This window comes from Bradyrhizobium sp. LTSPM299 (assembly GCF_000938235.1).
In the GTDB taxonomy this organism is placed as follows: Bacteria; Pseudomonadota; Alphaproteobacteria; order Rhizobiales; family Xanthobacteraceae; genus Bradyrhizobium.
Genome location: NZ_JYMU01000058.1, coordinates 172,307 through 189,006 on the forward strand (window position 1 = coordinate 172,307; position 16,700 = coordinate 189,006).

Annotated in this window: 17 protein-coding genes; 5 read left to right on the forward strand and 12 right to left on the reverse strand. The window is 62.9% G+C overall.

Translation table 11 applies throughout. From position 1 onward, the window contains the following. Positions 1 to 5: 5 nt before the first annotated feature. From UP10_RS29850 to UP10_RS29875, 6 genes are all read right to left on the reverse strand, one after another. Entirely contained in the window at positions 6 to 1,223 is a 1,218-nt protein-coding gene (locus UP10_RS29850; protein WP_044590764.1) for an acyl-CoA dehydrogenase family protein, read from the reverse strand. A gap of 110 nt (positions 1,224 to 1,333) precedes the next feature. Then, positions 1,334 to 1,759 (reverse strand): phasin family protein, encoded by a 426-nt coding sequence (locus UP10_RS29855; protein WP_044590765.1) that lies wholly within the window; start codon positions 1,757 to 1,759, stop codon positions 1,334 to 1,336. Between the two features lie 23 nt (positions 1,760 to 1,782). Further along, positions 1,783 to 2,727, reverse strand: a complete 945-nt coding sequence (phaZ, locus tag UP10_RS29860) for a poly(3-hydroxyalkanoate) depolymerase (RefSeq protein WP_082077309.1) — start codon at positions 2,725 to 2,727, stop codon at positions 1,783 to 1,785. Continuing rightward, complete coding sequence (locus UP10_RS29865; RefSeq protein WP_050043853.1) at positions 2,720 to 4,423, reverse strand: alpha/beta fold hydrolase; 1,704 nt, start codon at positions 4,421 to 4,423, stop codon at positions 2,720 to 2,722. Before UP10_RS29865 ends, phaZ begins: the two co-directional genes overlap by 8 nt. A gap of 5 nt (positions 4,424 to 4,428) precedes the next feature. Beyond that, the gene (locus UP10_RS29870; RefSeq protein WP_044590767.1) at positions 4,429 to 4,911 is read right to left on the reverse strand and encodes a MaoC family dehydratase; all 483 of its coding nucleotides are present in this window, start codon (positions 4,909 to 4,911) and stop codon (positions 4,429 to 4,431) included. A 40-nt stretch (positions 4,912 to 4,951) separates the two neighbouring features. Next, on the reverse strand, positions 4,952 to 6,604 hold the full coding sequence (locus UP10_RS29875) for a fatty acid--CoA ligase (protein WP_044590768.1): 1,653 nt from the start codon (positions 6,602 to 6,604) through the stop codon (positions 4,952 to 4,954). 407 nt (positions 6,605 to 7,011) lie between these two features. On the opposite strand from UP10_RS29875, the gene UP10_RS42245 reads away from it, so the two are divergent. After that, positions 7,012 to 8,082 carry an AraC family transcriptional regulator gene (locus UP10_RS42245; RefSeq protein ID WP_050043847.1) on the forward strand — a complete coding sequence of 357 codons (1,071 nt, stop codon included), beginning with the start codon at positions 7,012 to 7,014 and terminating at the stop codon, positions 8,080 to 8,082. Positions 8,083 to 8,117: 35 nt separating this feature from the next. Here UP10_RS42245 and UP10_RS29890 read toward each other — a convergent pair whose 3' ends face one another. From UP10_RS29890 to fabA, 6 genes are all read right to left on the reverse strand, one after another. After that, entirely contained in the window at positions 8,118 to 8,837 is a 720-nt protein-coding gene (locus UP10_RS29890; RefSeq protein WP_044590771.1) for an SDR family NAD(P)-dependent oxidoreductase, read from the reverse strand. A 35-nt stretch (positions 8,838 to 8,872) separates the two neighbouring features. Further along, positions 8,873 to 10,123 carry an acyl-CoA dehydrogenase family protein gene (locus UP10_RS29895; protein WP_044590772.1) on the reverse strand — a complete coding sequence of 417 codons (1,251 nt, stop codon included), beginning with the start codon at positions 10,121 to 10,123 and terminating at the stop codon, positions 8,873 to 8,875. Positions 10,124 to 10,162: 39 nt separating this feature from the next. Continuing rightward, positions 10,163 to 11,404, reverse strand: a complete 1,242-nt coding sequence (locus UP10_RS29900) for an acyl-CoA dehydrogenase family protein (RefSeq protein ID WP_245321944.1) — start codon at positions 11,402 to 11,404, stop codon at positions 10,163 to 10,165. Positions 11,405 to 11,506: 102 nt separating this feature from the next. After that, positions 11,507 to 12,460 (reverse strand): AraC-like ligand-binding domain-containing protein, encoded by a 954-nt coding sequence (locus UP10_RS29905; protein WP_044590774.1) that lies wholly within the window; start codon positions 12,458 to 12,460, stop codon positions 11,507 to 11,509. Positions 12,461 to 12,596: 136 nt separating this feature from the next. Then, a complete protein-coding gene (locus UP10_RS29910) occupies positions 12,597 to 12,974 on the reverse strand; it encodes a hypothetical protein (protein ID WP_044590775.1) in 378 nt (125 codons plus the stop codon). 143 nt (positions 12,975 to 13,117) lie between these two features. Then, complete coding sequence (fabA, locus tag UP10_RS29915; RefSeq protein ID WP_044590776.1) at positions 13,118 to 13,648, reverse strand: bifunctional 3-hydroxydecanoyl-ACP dehydratase/trans-2-decenoyl-ACP isomerase; 531 nt, start codon at positions 13,646 to 13,648, stop codon at positions 13,118 to 13,120. 489 nt (positions 13,649 to 14,137) lie between these two features. On the opposite strand from fabA, the gene UP10_RS29920 reads away from it, so the two are divergent. The 4 genes from UP10_RS29920 to UP10_RS29935 all read left to right on the forward strand — a co-directional run bounded on the left by UP10_RS29920 (position 14,138) and on the right by UP10_RS29935 (position 16,647). Then, positions 14,138 to 14,407 carry a helix-turn-helix domain-containing protein gene (locus tag UP10_RS29920; RefSeq protein ID WP_044590886.1) on the forward strand — a complete coding sequence of 90 codons (270 nt, stop codon included), beginning with the start codon at positions 14,138 to 14,140 and terminating at the stop codon, positions 14,405 to 14,407. A gap of 142 nt (positions 14,408 to 14,549) precedes the next feature. Next, positions 14,550 to 15,269 carry an amino acid ABC transporter permease gene (locus tag UP10_RS29925; protein WP_044590777.1) on the forward strand — a complete coding sequence of 240 codons (720 nt, stop codon included), beginning with the start codon at positions 14,550 to 14,552 and terminating at the stop codon, positions 15,267 to 15,269. Next, positions 15,266 to 15,922, forward strand: a complete 657-nt coding sequence (locus UP10_RS29930) for an amino acid ABC transporter permease (RefSeq protein ID WP_044540959.1) — start codon at positions 15,266 to 15,268, stop codon at positions 15,920 to 15,922. Before UP10_RS29925 ends, UP10_RS29930 begins: the two co-directional genes overlap by 4 nt. Continuing rightward, positions 15,919 to 16,647, forward strand: coding sequence for an amino acid ABC transporter ATP-binding protein (locus tag UP10_RS29935; protein ID WP_044590778.1), 729 nt, complete (start codon positions 15,919 to 15,921; stop codon positions 16,645 to 16,647). Before UP10_RS29930 ends, UP10_RS29935 begins: the two co-directional genes overlap by 4 nt. Positions 16,648 to 16,700 lie beyond the last annotated feature (53 nt).

Consider the following 16,700-nt stretch of genomic DNA (forward strand, 5'->3'; position numbering starts at 1 on the left):
CCTCTTCAGACGAAGGCACTCAGGCCCGTGATCGACTTGCCGACGATCAGGGTGTTCATCTCCCGGGTGCCCTCATAGGAATAGATCGCCTCGGCGTCGGCGACGAACCGGCCGATATGGTTCTCGAGCAGGATGCCATTGCCGCCGAGCAGCTCGCGCGCATAGCCGACTGTCTCGCGGCACTTGACGGTGCAGAACGCTTTCGCGAGCGAGGCGTGCTCGTCCAGCATCACGCCCTCGTCCTGCAGCTGCGCGAGCCGCAGCATCATCGCCTGGGTCGAGGTGACGTTGCCGAGCATCCGCACCAAAAGATCTTGAACGAGCTGGAAGCCGCCGATCGGCTTGCCGAACTGCTTTCGCTCGGTCGCGTAGCGCAGCGCGTGCTCATAGGCGCCCATCTGGCAGCCGACGGCGAACCACGCCACCCCGGTGCGGGTCATCCGCAGCACCTTGGCGGTGTCCTTGAACGTGTTGGCATTCTGCAGGCGGTCCGCTTCGGGCACCCGGCAGTCCTTCAGCGTGATCAACCCGTTCTGCACCACGCGCAGCGCCATCTTGGTCTTGATCTTCTCGACCGAAAAGCCCGGATTGTCCTTGCCCACGACGAAGCCCTTGACCTGGTTCGAGCCTTCGTCGCGCGCCCAAATCACGTTGATGTCGGCGAAGGTGGCGTTGCCGATCCATTTCTTCTGGCCGTTGAGGATCCAGACATCGCCCTCGCGCCGGCAACTCGTCAGCATCCCGCCCGATGTGGCGGAGCCGACCAGCGGTTCTGTGAGGCCAAAAGAGCCGATCTTCTCGAAGCGCATCATCGCCGGCAGCCAGCGCTGCTTTTGCGCCTCGTCGCCGCACAGATAGATCGAGCCTGCCGACAGCCCGGTGTGCACACCCCAGAACGTCGCGACCGAGGAATCGACCCGCGCCAGCTCCATCGCGACGAAGCCGTTCAGCAGCCAGCTGCCGCCCGCCGCGCCATAGCCCTGGTAGCCAACGCCGCCGATGCCGGTCTCGGCCATGTCAGGAATGATCGCGAACGGAAATTCATCGCGCGCCCAATAGTCCTCGATCACGGGCGCGACCACGCCTTCCGTGAACTCCCGCACGCGCCGCACCAGCGCGCGTTCCTGCTCGTTCAGCACATTTGCAATGCTGTAGAAATCACCGTTGATCGGCGGCGGCGCATAGTCCGGCTTTGCAGCCCGTGTCGCCTGCGGATTCGTCATGGATTTCCTCCCTGAGCGTGGCGAGGTTTTGCTCTCATGTGTCGCGGTCTCGGCAGGGCGGACTATCCTGCCGAGACTTAATCTCGTCGTGACGTCCCTCGGGAGCGATGTCAGACCGATTTGTTCGGACGGACGCTACTGCGGAACTCCTCAAAGCTCTCCTTGACGCGGTCCTGGATGATCTTCACCGCGTCGGTGGTCGACTGCCTCGCCGTCGACGCGCTGTCCTGGGCACCCTTCACCGCGATATCGAACACCTTCCGCGCGAACTCGGTCTGCAGCGCGAGGTTCTCCTGAACCTTGAGCGGCTTGTATTCGCGCGCCAGCGTCGCGGCCTCGCGCAATCCAGCTTCGAGCACTTCGCGTTGCTTCTGCGCCACCGACTGCGCGCCTTGCGCGGCGACCTTCGCGCTCTGGCCGAGGGCGTCGAGGTTCTTCCTCTGGGTCTGCAGCAATTCGTCCACGTTCAGCTTCGGCAGGCCGAGATCCGTGCCGAACTTCCGCAGCATATCGATGTATGAGGCGTTATCAGTCATGAGTTCCTCCCTGGTTGCTGTGCTTAGGATTTGTTGCGTCCGCCGCCGGACATTGGAACGAGATCTCTGAGGCTGTTGGTCGTTCGCGACAGCAGCGATGATGGCGCGACCTCGCGGCTCTCGTCGGCCAGAAACGCCTCGATCAGGGCCGCCGTTTCCTTGGGCCGCGTCACCAGGAACAAGTGCCCGTCGTCGATCATCTGGAGTTCGGCGTTCGGGATCAGACCCGCCAGGATGTGACCGTTGATCGGGGGCACCAGCGGATCGTCGCTGCCCATCAGCACCAGCGTCGGCTGCGGCAGCGACCACAGCCATGGCAGGCTGGTCCAGCCGGCCATCGCAAGCAGCTGGTACAGATAACCGAGGTTGCGCGTGCCATGCATCCCGGCAGCATGCCGGCCAATCAATGACGGATCGTCACGAAACGCCCCGCCATAGATGTCCGCCGCGACCTTGTTCATATAGTCCTTGTCGGTGTAGCGGCGCGGCGTCGCCATCTTCCACAGAACTGACGGGCTTGCCGGCACCATCGTGAAACCGGCCGCGGTCGCGGCGAGCACCAGCCGCCGGCACCGCTTTGGAAATTGATGGGCGAACTGCTGCGCGATTCCGCCGCCCCACGACACACCGGCGACGTCGACCTGCGCGTAGCCCAGTTCCGCAACCAGATCGGCGGCAAGCCGCGCCAGCGTCGACGGGCGATATGGCAGCATCGGCCTTGGCGAGCCACCGACGCCGGGCACGTCGAAGATGATGGCGGTCGTGCTGGTGAGTGCATCGAGGAACGGCTTCGCCAGCTCCCAATTGGCGCCGATCCCGTTGAACAGCAGCAACGGCGGCCCGCTGCCGCCGCCATGCCTGATCGCGACCTCGAGCAACTGGCCGTCGATCGTGACCTGACGGGTCTCGAGCGCACCTGGCTTCGCGACCGTCTCGGCCTTATCGTCGCCGGCGAGATCTTCACTCAAAGACGTAGGTCCCGGGAGCCGCACCAAGGGGCGAATGTTTCGCGCTGCCGAGCGAGGCAGGTGCGGTCACCTCATCGCCGGAGCGAGCATGCATCCAGTCGCGCCAATCGAGCCACCAGCTTCCCTTGCGCTTCTCGGCCGAAGCCATGAATGCGTCCGGCGTGTCCGTGGTGATCGGCCCGATCATGAACGACGCCTTCGTGTTGGTCGGCGGATTGACCAGACTCTGCAAATGTCCGCTGTTCGCCAGCACGAAGGTGGTGCCCTCACCCATGATCTGGGCCGTCTTGTAGACGCCCTTCCACGGCGTGATGTGGTCGGTGACCCCTGCGACGATGTAGCTGTCGGCCTTGACCTTGCTCATGTCGATGGTCTTGTCGTTGAGCGTCAGCTTGCCGGCGTTCACGAACGGATTGCTGAAATAGAGATCGAGATAGTCGCGATGCAGCGCCGCCGGGAGGCGGGTCGTATCGGCGTTCCAGAACAGGATGTCGAAGGCCGGCGGCTGGTTGCCGAGCAGGTAATTGTTGACCCAGTAGTTCCAGATCAGGTCATTGGGCCGCATCCAGGCAAACATCCGCGCCAGATCGTGGCCGTCGACGATGCCGCGCAGCCGCGAGGACTCCTTGGCGAGGCGCATCGTCTCGGGCGTCATCAGGCAGCCGAGCGTGCTTTCCTCCGCTGAGTTGGGATCGAGCAGGCAGACCGCCAGCACGAGATTTTTGATCTTCTTCTCGGCGGCGCTACCCAGCGTCGCAAAATAGGCGGTCGAGGTGATGCCGCCGGAGCAGGCCCCCATCATCGAGATGTCTTCGCTGCCGGAGATCTCGCGCGCCGCGTCGACCGCCTCGTCGACCGCCGCGACGTAGGTGTCCAGTCCCCAGTCGCGATGGGCCGCCGTCGGGTTGCGCCAGCTGATGGCATAGGTCTGGATTCCGCTCTCCAGCAGAAAGCGGATCATGCTCTTGTCCGGCGACAAATCGAGCGAGTAGTATTTGTTGATCTGCGGCGGCGTGATCAGCAGCGGGCGCTTTCGCACGGTCGCCGTCGTCGGCGTGTACTGGATCAGCTCGAGCAGCTCGTTGCGGAACACGACGGCGCCAGGAGTAATCGCGATATTCTCGCCGACCTTGAAGGCGGAGCTATCCACCATCGACGGCATGCCGCGATTGTGCGTGAGATCGTCGAGATAGTTCTTCAAGCCGCTCCACATGCTTTGTCCGCCGCTGTCGATGAACTTGCGGACCGCCGCCGGGTTGGTAAGCATCGTGTTGGTCGGCGCCACGGCATCGATCAGGATGTCCGTGACCAGGTGCGCGCGCGCCTTGTCGATGTCGCTGAGGCTGGTCTTGTCGACCAGGCCGCTGACCGCCTCACCCCACGCCAGATAGGACTTGAGCAGGCCAGAGTGCAGTGAACTCTCCTTCCAGGTCGGGTCCGCGAAGCGCTTGTCGCCCGCCTTCGGCGTGCGCTCGGATTTGCCGGCGACGATGGAGCCCAATTCGCCGACGAAGGACAACCATTGCTCGGTCGCGACCTTGGGCTCGTTCATGACCGCCTTGAACAGGATGCCGGCGCTGTCGACCAGATCCTGGCCGCGGATGCCGACCAGCGGATTGAGCGCCAGCGTGTTGCGGGATGCGGCCTCGGAGAGGTCAGCCTGCGCGGGTTCGGGAGTGCGATTGTCTGTGCTCATGGCCGTCATGCCCTCTTGGATGCTCCCTTGGCGGGAATCAGAAGCGCCAGTGTTTCGGCGATCAGCGCGGGCTTCTCGGATCCCTCGACTTCCAGCGTGTTCTGGGTCTTCATGACCATCTGCCCGGCATCCTTCGGCTCGATCCCGGCGAGCACGACGCGCAGCCTGACGCGCGCGCCTGATGGCACCGGTGCCAGGAAGCGGACCTTGTCGATCCCGTAATTCAACCCGGCGGCGGCGTCGCTCGGGATGATCCCGACCTGCATCGCGAGCGGCGCCACCATCGCCAGCGTCAGGTAACCGTGCGCGATCGGCGCCCGGAACGGACTCTCGCGTTTGGCCCGTTCAACGTCGACATGGATCCATTGGTGATCGCCGGTGCAGGCCGCAAAGGTGTCGATGCGCTGCTGGTCGATCGTGACCCAGTCGGAAACGCCGATCTCCTGTCCAATGCGTTCGCCCAGGCCGGCTATTGTGAGGCTGCTCATGTTTCCCTCCTCGATCTTTTTCTCGGCCGCGCTCGGACCGTCACATGTCGCCGTACCGCTCGCGCAGCTCCTTCTTGTTGATCTTGCCGACGCTGGTCTTGGGGATGCTGTCGATGAACAGGATCTTCCCGGGGATTCCGTATTTCGAAATGATGCCCTTGTCGGCGAACAGTTTGAGATGGTCCTTGATGGCATCGTCGCTGAGGCCGTCCGCGCCGGACGGCTTCTTGACCACGAGCGCCAGCGGCCGCTCGCCCCATTTGTCGTCCTTGACGCCGATCACCGCGGCCTCGGCGACGCCGGCGCATTGCGTAATCAGGTCCTCGATCTGCAGCGACGAGACCCATTCGCCGCCGGTCTTGATCACGTCCTTGATCCGGTCGGTGATGTGGACATAGCCGCCCGGGCTCACCACCGCGATATCGCTGGTGTGCAGATAACCGCCGGTCCAGAGCTGCTCCGAGCCTTCCGGATTGTTGAAGTAACCCTGGGTGAGCCAGGGCGCGCGCAGCACGATCTCGCCGGCGGACTTGCCGTCATGCGGCACGTCGTTCATGTCGGGGTCGACGATGCGCAGGTCGACCAGCGGCCCCGCCATGCCGGCCCTGGTGCGGAATTCGACCTCGCCATCGGGATCGCCGCTGAGGTCCTTTGACAGGACATGGGACACCGCCGCAAGCGGCCCGGTCTCCGACATGCCGTAACCGGCGAAGATATCGATGCCGGCGGCGAGCGCCTGCTTGGCCAGCGCCTTCGGCAACGCCGAGCCACCGATCACCATCTTGAGACCCTTCAGATCGACATTCGCCGCGGCCGCGGCGTTGAGCAGCATCTGCAGGATGGTCGGCACGCCATGGGTGAAGGTGACGCCTTCGCTCTTGATCAGCTTGACCAGCATCGCCGGCTCGTAGCGGCCGGGATAAACCTGCTTGGCGCCGGCGAGCGTCGCCGACCAGGGGAAGCCCCAGGCATGGACGTGGAACATCGGCGTGATCGGCATGTAGACGTCGTCACGCGAGAATCGGCCCTGCGAGCCGGCCATGCCGAACAGCGCCAGCCCGGCGATTGTGTGCAGCACGAGTTGCCGGTGGCTGTAATAGACGCCCTTGGGCAGCCCGGTGGTGCCGGTCGTGTAGAAGGTGGTGGCTTGGGTGTTCTCGTCGAAATCGGGAAAATCGTAGTCGGGCGAGGCTGCGGCCAGCAGGCTCTCATATTCACCGATGAAGGACAGGCTGCCGGTCTGCGGCGCCGGTCGGTCCGCCATCACGATCATCCGCTTTACCTTCGGCAGTTGCGCCTTCAGCCCCTCCAGCAATCCGACGAACTCCTCGTTGACGAGCAGCGTCGAGGCACCGGCGTGATTGATCGTGTAAGCAACCTGTTCGGGCGACAGGCGGACATTCACCGTCTGCAGCACGGCGCCCATCATCGGGATCGCGAAGAAGGCTTCGAGAAACCGGTTGCTGTCCCACTCGAGCACGCCGACGGTGTCGCCGGGCTCGACCCCCGCCTTGCTCAACGCCGAAGCGAGGCGACCAATCCGCTCTCTGATTTGACGATAAGTGAAGCGCTTCAGGTCGCGGTAAACCACCTCCTGGTCCGGCGCCTGCACGCGCGGCGTGTGCCAGAGTTGCTTGAAGATCAGCGGATATTGATAGGCGGATTTGGTGGTTTGAATCAGCCTTCCGACCATCGCGGCCTCCCTCGACTTGTTTCCTCGGCGTGGCAGCGTCCGCAATTCTAAGGAGCGGATCGTCTGGCCTGCCGTCCTGTCACGACGGTCCCGACCTCGTCACATTAGGCCGAAGCGTCGCGTGATGCCCGAGATTTGTGAAGGTCCGAAACGGACATCGAGCGGGTCTGAACCGGTCAGACTGCTCGCGCTGACGGCGATGGTCTTGAATAAAACTGCGCTCTTTGCCGCGGCGCCCTCTGCTGCTCTGCAGCAAGGGCGAACCCCACCGATCTGCCTTGGGCTGTGCCGCGAACCGGTTATGTTGCGCGGCGCTGGCGAACCGGAATCTGCCGCTGTAGAGAAGCTGGTTCGCCTGCAACATTGCCGCCTCTATTGTCAGGCGTCGAAGGAAAGGCTGATTCACGTTGCAACCAACCACGCGTCTCAAGAAGCCTGCAAGCTCCCCCAATGAGATCCTGACCGTCGGCGCCGGCGACAGGGTCTATGAGTCGACCAAGCTTGGTGCCGTCTTCGACATGCTGGTCAGTCACGGCGTCCCGGCCGATGCCATCCTGCGCGACGTGAACATCCCGCAGCAGGACGTGCATTCGCCTCAGACGCGGATTTCACTGACGCAACTGATGACCATCTGTCAAAACGCGCTCCGGCTGTCGACCGATCCTCACCTGCCCTATCGGATCGGCGCGTCGGTCCACGTCTCGACCTACGGGATGTACGGCTATGCGATCCTGTGCAGCCCGGATTTCCGCAAGGCGATGGATTTTGCGATGCGCTATCACGCGCTCGCAGCTCCGCTGGCGACGATCGAATTCAGCGAAGACAAGGCTGACGCGAGATGGACCGTCGAGCCCCATCTGCACGCGATGGCCAAATCCGCACTCTACCGGTTCGTCACCGAGATGCAGATCGGCATCCACATCTCGCTGATGCGCGATATCATGGGGCCGACCTTTACGCCCTCCGAAATCAGGCTCGCCTATCCGCAAGCGTCGGACTTCGGTCTTCCCCAGGACCAGATCGGATGTCCCGTTCGGTCCGAACAACGGGTCAATCAGATCGTCTTCAGGTCGCAATGGCTGGATCGGATCGCAGATCTCGGCAACAAGACGACATATCCGACCATCGTTGCCTTGTGCGATGATTTGCTTGGAGACCTGAAACTGCGAATCGGGATTGCCGGCAAGATTCGCGCGGTCCTGCTTCGCGACATCGCAAACCCGCCGAGCTTTGAGGCCATCGCCAAGCTGCTCGGCGTGAATGGCCGGTCGCTGCGGCGCCAGCTTCGTCAGCAGGGCTTTTCCTTCCGCGGCCTGCGCGACGAGCTGCGGACCCAGATTGCCCTGAAATATCTCCGCCACACGACGCTCGCTAACGAAGATATCGCACTGGCCCTCGGCTTCAGCGATGCCGCAAACTTCAGGCGTGCGCTCCACCGCTGGACCAACAAGGCACCGAGCGATATCCGCGGCGAATAGGGCAGGTCACGCTTCGCTCGAAAACGCTCCATCTCCTACATCTGGTGGTGGCCGGCAGCCTGCCCGCCATCGACGTGGAGAATCTCACCTGTGACAAACTCCGCGCCATCGAGATAGAACACCGCGTCCACAATGTCGGACACCTCCCCCATCCGCCCCATGGGATGGAGCGCCGCCAACGCTTGATGGGCCTCTTTCGGATGCATCGGCGTCTTGATGATTCCCGGCGACACGGCGTTGACGCGAATCCCGGTCCTCGCACACTCGATCGCAAGCGCCTTCGTTGCTGCGCTCAGCGCTCCTTTTGTGAGAGAGGCAAGTGCGGCCGGGACACTGCTCATCGGCTGGTCGACAAGACTCGTCGTTATCGTGACGACGTGACCGCTCCCTTGCTTGCTCATGACGTCCAATGCGCGCTGGGTCATATGAAAGAAGCTCGTCACATTCGTCGACATGTAGAGCGCGTAGTCGTCCGGCGAATAGAGCGTGAATGGCTTTGCCATGAACATGCCGGCGTTGTTAACCAGCGTGTCGACACGGCCGAATTGATCGAGGGCCGCCTTGAACACGCGCTCGGCCGTATCAGCGGCACCGATGTCGCCTTGTACGGTCAAGACGCCGCTATCGGCGGACGGCTTGATCGACCGCGATGTTGCGACGACCCTGTAACCGCGATCCCTGAATGCCCCGAGGATACCTGCACCGATCCCCTGAGATGCACCGGTTACAATGGCTACTTTCTGCTCTGCGCTCATGATTCACCCCATTGTTCGAGGAAGCTTCGCTTTCGTCACACCTCCGCCTCGCAACTGGCCGTCAGCGGATCGTAGTCCGGGTGTTTCAGCATCGCGTGGAGCTGTCGGCGTCGGACGCCGATATTGCCTCCGCCAAACAGAGGCAGCGCGAGCGCGTCCTGCAGCAGGCGTCCCAACGGGAGGGCATGATCGTAGCTCTCGATCCCGACGACGCGCATGAGATCCGTCAGCACCCGCACGGCCGTTTCCGAACCATGGATCTTTGCTTCGATCGCCAGCTCCTGCGCAGCGGGCGACTGCACATCGACCGCCTGGCACGCCCGCCAACACAGGCAACGGGTGGTTTCGATGGCGATCTTTGCGTCCGCCAACGCGTATCCGACGGCCTGATGCTCGATGATGGGATGAATGCCGCCGCGCCGTTCGGTGCGCGCGAAGCCCAGCGTGAACTCAAACGCGGCGCGCATCAGCGCCACGGCGAAAATTCCGACCAGCGCGGCCGCCCCGGTGAAGCAAGCACCGGTCAGGGCCAAACCACCGCCGACACTACCCAGGACATTGTCTCTGGAGACGCTGACAGCCCTGAGATTGAACTCGGGCAAGAGGTGTGCCCGGTGCCCCACCGCGTCGATCGCACGTTCGAAGACCAGGCCCGATGCCGGGCGCTCCACGACGAGGATCGAAATCCCCCGTTCGGGAGGCGCATCAGAATCGGTTCGGCAAAGGATCGATAGAAGGTCTGCGCCCTTGCGATCCCAACCGGTGGCCGACGAGACCCAGCTCTTTCGTCCATCGATGATCCATCGGTCACCCCGAAGCGTGGCCGTGGTGCGAACGCCCTCGCCCGGCGGGGGTGATCCAGCATTGGCACTGCCGCCCGGTTCGGTGGCGCAAAACCCGGCCAACGGTGCTGCGGATTGTTCGAGGAATCGAGGCAGCAGCCTGTTCCGCTGCTGCTCCGTACCGCCGATCAAGACCGGTAAAAGTCCAAGCACGGTTCCAATCAGCGTCAATGTCGCGCTGGCGTTCACTGAGTAGAGTTCCTCGACCACGATCGCAGTGTCGATCAGGCCAGCACTCTCTCCCCCGGCGGAAAGCGGAATGCATTTCCGCAGAAACCCGGCCGCAATCAATGCCTCGTAAGCGGGCTTCGTTGCGGCAAACCGCTCCTCCGCGGTGGGCAGCGTCTCTGCCTCCAAAGCCGGCGAAAGCACGTCCCTTGCGAACTTCCGGGATTGGAGCTGGAGTTCGCGCTGACGCGCGGTCAATCGAAAATCAATGGCCACCGATCTTCCCTCTCACCGGAACATCATCAGCCCGACGCACTACGCCGCTCCGCTCGCAGTGAGCGGATCATAATCGCTTCGCTTGAACATCATGTGCAGTTGACGACGCCTGACGCCCATATTGCCGCCGTCGAAGACCGGCAGCGCGAGCGCATCCTGCAGCAGACCGCCGAACGGCGTTTCATGATCGTAGCTGTCGATGCCGACGACGCGCATCAGATCGGTGATCACGCGGACCGCGGCCTCCGAGCCGAAAATCTTCGCCTGGACTGCAAGCTCCTCGGCCGCCGGCGACTGGGTGTCGAGCGCATGACAGGCGCGCCAGCTGAGATAGCGCGCCGCTTCGATCGTGGTCTTGGCGTCGGCCAAGGCGTATCCGACCGCCTGGTGCTCAATGATCGTGTGAACGCCACCCCGCTTTTCCGTACGCGCGAAATGAAGCGCAAAGTCGAACGCGGCACGCATCAATGCGACGCCGAAGATACCGACGAGTGCGGCGGTGCCGGTGAATGCCGCAGCCGCCAACGCTAGTCCTGCGCCCTCCTGTCCCAGCAGATTGTGGCGGGGTGTCGCGACGTTCTGCAAGCCGAATTGCGGCGCGAGATGCGCCCGATGACCGATCGTGTCGATCGCGCGTTCGAAGACGAGACCCGTGACCGGCCGCTCTACCGCAATGATGGAAATCCCGGCATCAGGCGCCGCCGCCGGATCGGTTCGGCACACAACGCAGAGAACATCGGCGCCTTCGCGGTTCCAGCCGGTGGCCGACGACACCCATTTCTTGCGGCCGTTGATCACCCAATTGTCGCCCTCTCGCCTGGCCGTAGTGCGGACGCCCTCGCCGGGCGGAGGCGAGGCGGCATTGGCGCTACCCCCTGGCTCGCTGGAGCAGAAGCCGGCCAGCGGCGCGCCGCTTGTCTTGAGAAACGGCGCCAGCAGCCGCTGGCACTGATCCGGAGTGCCGCCGAGCAGGATCGGCAACAGGCCGAGCACCGTCCCGAGCATCGTGAGCGTCACGCTGGGGTTCACGCTGTAGAATTCTTCAGCGAGAAGCGCCATATCGATCAGGCCGGCATTGTCGCCACCGGCCGGCGCCGGGATACATTTGCGCAAATAGCCGGCCGCCACCATCGCTTCGTAGGTCGGCTTGGTCGCGAGAAAGCGTGCCTCCGGCGTCGGCAATAACTCGGCCGCTTTGGCCTCGCTCAGCACCTCTCTCGCAAATTTGCGGGATGCGAGCTGGTTATCGCGCTGCTGCGCCGTGAGCGTGAAATCAATCACTGGTGAAGCGTCCTCGTCTTCAGCGGCGTGTCGCCGCATCCAACAGAGGATTAGCTTGCCGGTTCGGCAAAGTCTTGGGCGGGAGTGAACCGATTTCTTGGTCTACTGTGTACCGTCGGCCGGCTTTCCCATGACGCGTCGAAACTCTCGGGGCGCCAGGCCGTTGCTGCGCTTGAACAGCTTGTTGAAATGCGAAATATCGCGAAAACCGGCATTGAACGCGATTTCCGCAATGGTCGCGCGTCGATGCGCTTGATCCAGCAAATTGCGGGTACACACAAGGATCCGCTGCCCGTTGATGTGCTCTCCGACCGAGCGACCCGTGGCAGAAAACAGCTTGTGCACATAGCGCTGCGAGCAATTGAATTTCAGCGCGAGCGTGGCCGCACCCAGCTCGGCGTCCGCTACGTGACGATCGACGTAGTCAAGCATCATCGACAGCAAGACAGACTGACCGGCCTGTTCCGGCGGCCTGTCGTCCAAAATGCCGGGCGCATGAGATATCAGGTCAACGACATGTTGCGCACCGAAGGCAGAGATTCCCGAGTTCGGCTCCGAACGAAGACACAGCTCCGCATGTCCCGCGAGTGTCCGGGATAGCGCGCGGCCGGCCTCGGTCCCGGAGAGCCTCAACCGTGGCCGCTCCGCGAGGGTACCTGGCAACAGCTGTCGTGGCACCGCAAAGCAAAACAGACTGAAATTCCGGCCATTCGCGATTTCGAACGGCTCCGTCGTGTCGACAATGGCGAGATCTCCGGGGCCGCAGATCTGCTCGTGGCCGCGCTGGGTGTAACGCCCAACGCCATCGAGCTGGAGATTGACAAAATACACATCGCCGATGCTTCGCGCGATGTGCGAGCGCAAACGGAGAACCACGTGCTTTGTCGCTTCGACGCGGGAAATCTGGATCGAGGCGACGTCGGTTCGCGAAATCGTCCCTTGGAAAGGTTGTTCGGCGATTTTCCGCGGCTCGAGCTGAACGAAAGCGTCGGCCAGGTCCTCGGCCCAACTTCCGAAGGGCCGGTCCGTCTCAATCGCTTTTGTCGACCACTCCATAGGACCACCCAAAATTCACGGCTGCAAATTTCATGGCTTGGCCTATGCACGATACATCAGGGAATGACGAGGTCAAACCGGCTACGACATGCATCGATCCTCAGACCGGGCCGCTGGCCCGGCGACCGCAGCAAGCTTACTGCCGGGGGCCGACGGTTCCGGTTACCTTGAGCCTTGCCGACCTCACCCAGCCCGAGACGTCATTCCCCGTTTTGGGATTTAAATACGTGACGGACGACCAGCCATCATCGGTCTGCGCGTAGGCGACGAGCTGATCCTTCGGAATGACGAACACCCCGCCGATCGGGCAGTGCAGGTTTGGTGCCGAATAGAACTGCAGCCGTCCGGTGCCCGTCACCACATTGGCGAGTGGCGGTGAAAACATCGGCGCACGCGTCGTCCCCTCCTGCGGCTCCTTGCAGCTTGACGGCGTCTGCGCGCGCACCGACGCTCCCAGCAAGCCCAGGATCAAGGCGCTGCAGAGCACGGAGGCGAGTACGATTTTGTCCGGCATTGATCTTTCTCCCTGAGCCGCCACGGGAGGCGATCGACGCATCGTTTGTCGCCGAACGGCGCCAACAGGTTCTGGACGATATAGCGATGCCAGCGCGATCAAGACGTGCTGCGCACGTGTTGGGGGCAAGACAGGGCTGTAGATCAGCCCGCGGACACGATCAGTCCGACCCTCATATCCTTGGCGAGATAGACGCAGGTGTCATCGGCAAAGACACGGCCGTTGGCAATTGCAACCGCCAGTTTGCCGCGCCTGACTTGGCGCATGCTGACCTCGTAACGCACGCGCTTGATGTCCGGCTTGATGTCTCCGCGGAACTTGACCTCGCCGACTCCGACGGCGCGGCCCTTGCCCGGTGAGCCCGACCAGCCAAGCCAATAGCCGATGATCTGCCACATCGCGTCCAGACCAAGACATCCCGGCATCACCGGGTCGCCGACAAAGTGACAGCCGAAGAACCAGAGGTCCGGCGTGATATCCAGCTCAGCGATGACATGGCCCTTGCCGAATTCACCGCCGTCCAGGCTGATCTCGGTGATGCGGTCCATCATCAGCATCGGCGGCGCCGGCAGCTGTGCATTGCCCGGGCCGAAATAGCCGCCGGTGCTCGATTTGAGCAGATCGTCTTTTGTGTAGGACGATTGCGGCGTGTGGAAGTCGCGAGGGTCGGACAATGGCGTGTCACCTTCGATGTTTGGCTGGCGTCCGCCGAACGTCAGGCGACTTTGTCACGGCCGCGTGTTCGACGACGGCACTGGGCGGCAGGCGCACCATGCGTGTCGCCCCGTGCCTTTGCCTCCATTGGAGAACTCCTATCGAAGGTGTGCGCCACCAAAATATCGAAAACAACCCCATGCAAAGTAGCAGGCGGGTGCCGGCACTCGGAAAAACCACTTGACGCGGCGGGCAACTCAGTGGCATTCTTCCATTATTCCGAAATCTGCGAACGTCCGTCGCCGGGCAATAACTTCCATGCCCGGAATGCCCGCGCGCGGCGTTGCCGCGCGGGGCCGCGGGGTTCGGCCAGTCGGGGACGACGACACGAGCTAGGCGGGATGAGCGTGACGCAAGCGATGATATCAGGCATCAATTGAGTGCACTGGACTGCACCCCGTAAGTGAGACACGGTAATTTCTGTGACAGGTTATCCTGGAGGATGACCTATGAGAGACAAAGTTAAGTTCAAGCCGCTTCCGACAGCGTTCAAGCTGGCGGCGATCAAGCGGCTTGAGGCGGGTGAAGCTGTGTTGCCATTGGCGCGCAAGCTAGGTGTTTCACGCAAACTTCTGCATGACTCGCGCAAGGCGTGGAAGCTGCATGGGCCTGCAGGATTAAACCGCAAGCGTGGCCCCAAACCCGGCTCCCAGAAGTTGCGCCCCCCGGCCGAACCAGCGGTAAAAGGCAGCAGCGGCGAGCTGGCCCAGGCGAATTGACCCGGCGCCCGCAACCGGTACGTTTGACAATATTCAATCGATGGCGGAATCATTCCACGAATAATGGAATTCAAGGGGCGCCAATGGACGGCCGAGACTCGCGCTGCAATGCTGAGATATCGCGAGACAGGGCTTCCGCGACATGAATTACCGTTGGGACTGGTCGGTCCTCTTCAAAGATACCTATACGGGTTGGCTGTGGAACGGTCTGCTCTGGACCGTGATCATCAGCCTTGCCAGTTGGGCCGTCGCGCTCACGGTCGGCGTCCTGATCGGAATCGCCCGGAGCGCCCCTTCGCGTAGTGCCCGGCTGCTGGCCGGGCTCTATATCGACGTCTTCCGCAACATTCCGCCGCTGGTGCAGCTCTTTCTCTGGTACTTCGTTCTGCCCGAGGTGGTCCCCGATGCCGTTGGGCTCTGGCTGAAGAGGGATCTGCCCTATCCAGAGGCCGTCACCGCTGTCGTGGCCATCGGCCTCTTCGCCGGCGCGCGCGTCGCCGAGCAGGTCCGCGCCGGAATCGAGGCGGTGGGCGCTCCGCTGATGCCGGCAGCGCTGGCGACGGGACTTCGCCCGGTGCAGGCCTTCCGACTGATCGTGCTGCCACTGGGCCTGCGCGCCATTGTCGGGCCGCTGACTTCCGAATTCCTGATCACCGTCAAGCTCTCCTCTCTCAGCCTGACGATAGGCGTGCTCGAACTCACCGCGCAGAGCCGCCATGTCGAGAACTACACCTTCCAGGGCTTCGAGGTCTTCACCTTCGCGACGATCGGCTACCTCGTCATCGGCCTGTGCGTGACGGGGCTGATGCGCTTCATCGATCTCAAGATCGGCGGCGCGGCCCTGCGAAAAGCGCCGGCATGAGCGATTTCGACTGGGGCGTCATTGCCCGCTCCTCGGGGTTTCTGGCAGATGGCATGGCGCTCAGCGCGCTGCTCGTACTGGTCGCGACCGTTGGCGGGCTGATCCTCGGCTTCGGACTTGCGCTGATGCGGCTGTCCTCGCACCGGCTGCTCTCCGTCCCCGCCTCGGCCTACGTCACCGTGATGCGCACGCTACCGCTGGTGCTGGTGCTGTTCTGGTTCTACTTCCTCGTGCCGCTCGCCATCGGCAGGCCAGTCGGCTCGCTGGCCTCGGCACTATTGGCCTTCGTGCTGTTTGAGGCGGCGTTCTATTGCGAGATCGTCCGCGCCGGCATCTCGAACGTTCGCAACGGACAGAGCGATGCGGGGCTGGCGACCGGGCTGCGGCGCACTCAGGTGCTGCGCCTCATCATCCTGCCGCAGGCGCTGCGGGCGATGATGCCGCTGGTCCTGAACCAGATCGTCATCGTCTTCCAGGACACGTCGCTGGTCTATGTCGTCTCACTGCATGATTTCCTGACCGCGGCGAGCGTCGTTGCATCCCGCGATGGGCGCGCCACTGAAATGTATACGCTGGTCGCTGTGGTTTATCTGGTGATTTGCCTGAGCACGACGAAAGCCGCCGAGTTCTACAGGAAGGGCCTGCCGTCATGATCGTCATCGAGGACTTGCATAAATCCTACGGCAACCAGCAAATCCTGTGCGGCTGCTCCGCTACGGTCAACCTCGGCGAGGTCGTGGTGGTTTGCGGGCCGTCCGGCTCCGGCAAGAGCACGATGATCAAATGCATCAACGGGCTCGTGCCGTTCGAGCGCGGCGCAATCACCGTGGACGGCGTCTCCGTCTCCTCGCCCAAGACTGACCTGCCGGCCCTGCGCTCGCGCATCGGCATGGTCTTCCAGAGCTTCGAACTCTATCCACATATGACCGCGTTGCAGAATGTCAGCCTGGCGCAGACCCATGTGCTGAAGCGCTCACGGGCGGAGGCCGATGCGCGCTCGGAGAAAATTCTGGCGCGGGTCGGGCTCGGCGACAAGCGGGACAGCCGACCCAGCCAGCTCTCAGGCGGGCAGCAGCAGCGCGTCTCGATCGCCCGCGCTCTGGCCATGGATCCACAGGCCATGCTCTTCGACGAGCCGACCTCGGCGCTCGACCCCGAAATGATCAACGAGGTGTTGGAAGTGATGCAGGAGCTCGCGCTCGAAGGCATGACCATGATGGTCGTGACCCACGAGATGGGTTTCGCCCAGCGCGTCGCCGATCGCGTGCTGTTCATGGACCGTGGCCAGATCGTGGAGGACACGCCCAAGGCCCAGTTCTTCACCGCCCCCGCCTCGGAGCGGGCCAAGCAGTTCCTCACCAAGGTCTTGACGCATTGAGCGCCTGAGATGACCGCCCTTCCTCTACCAGACCCAGAAAAGGCGCTCGCAAC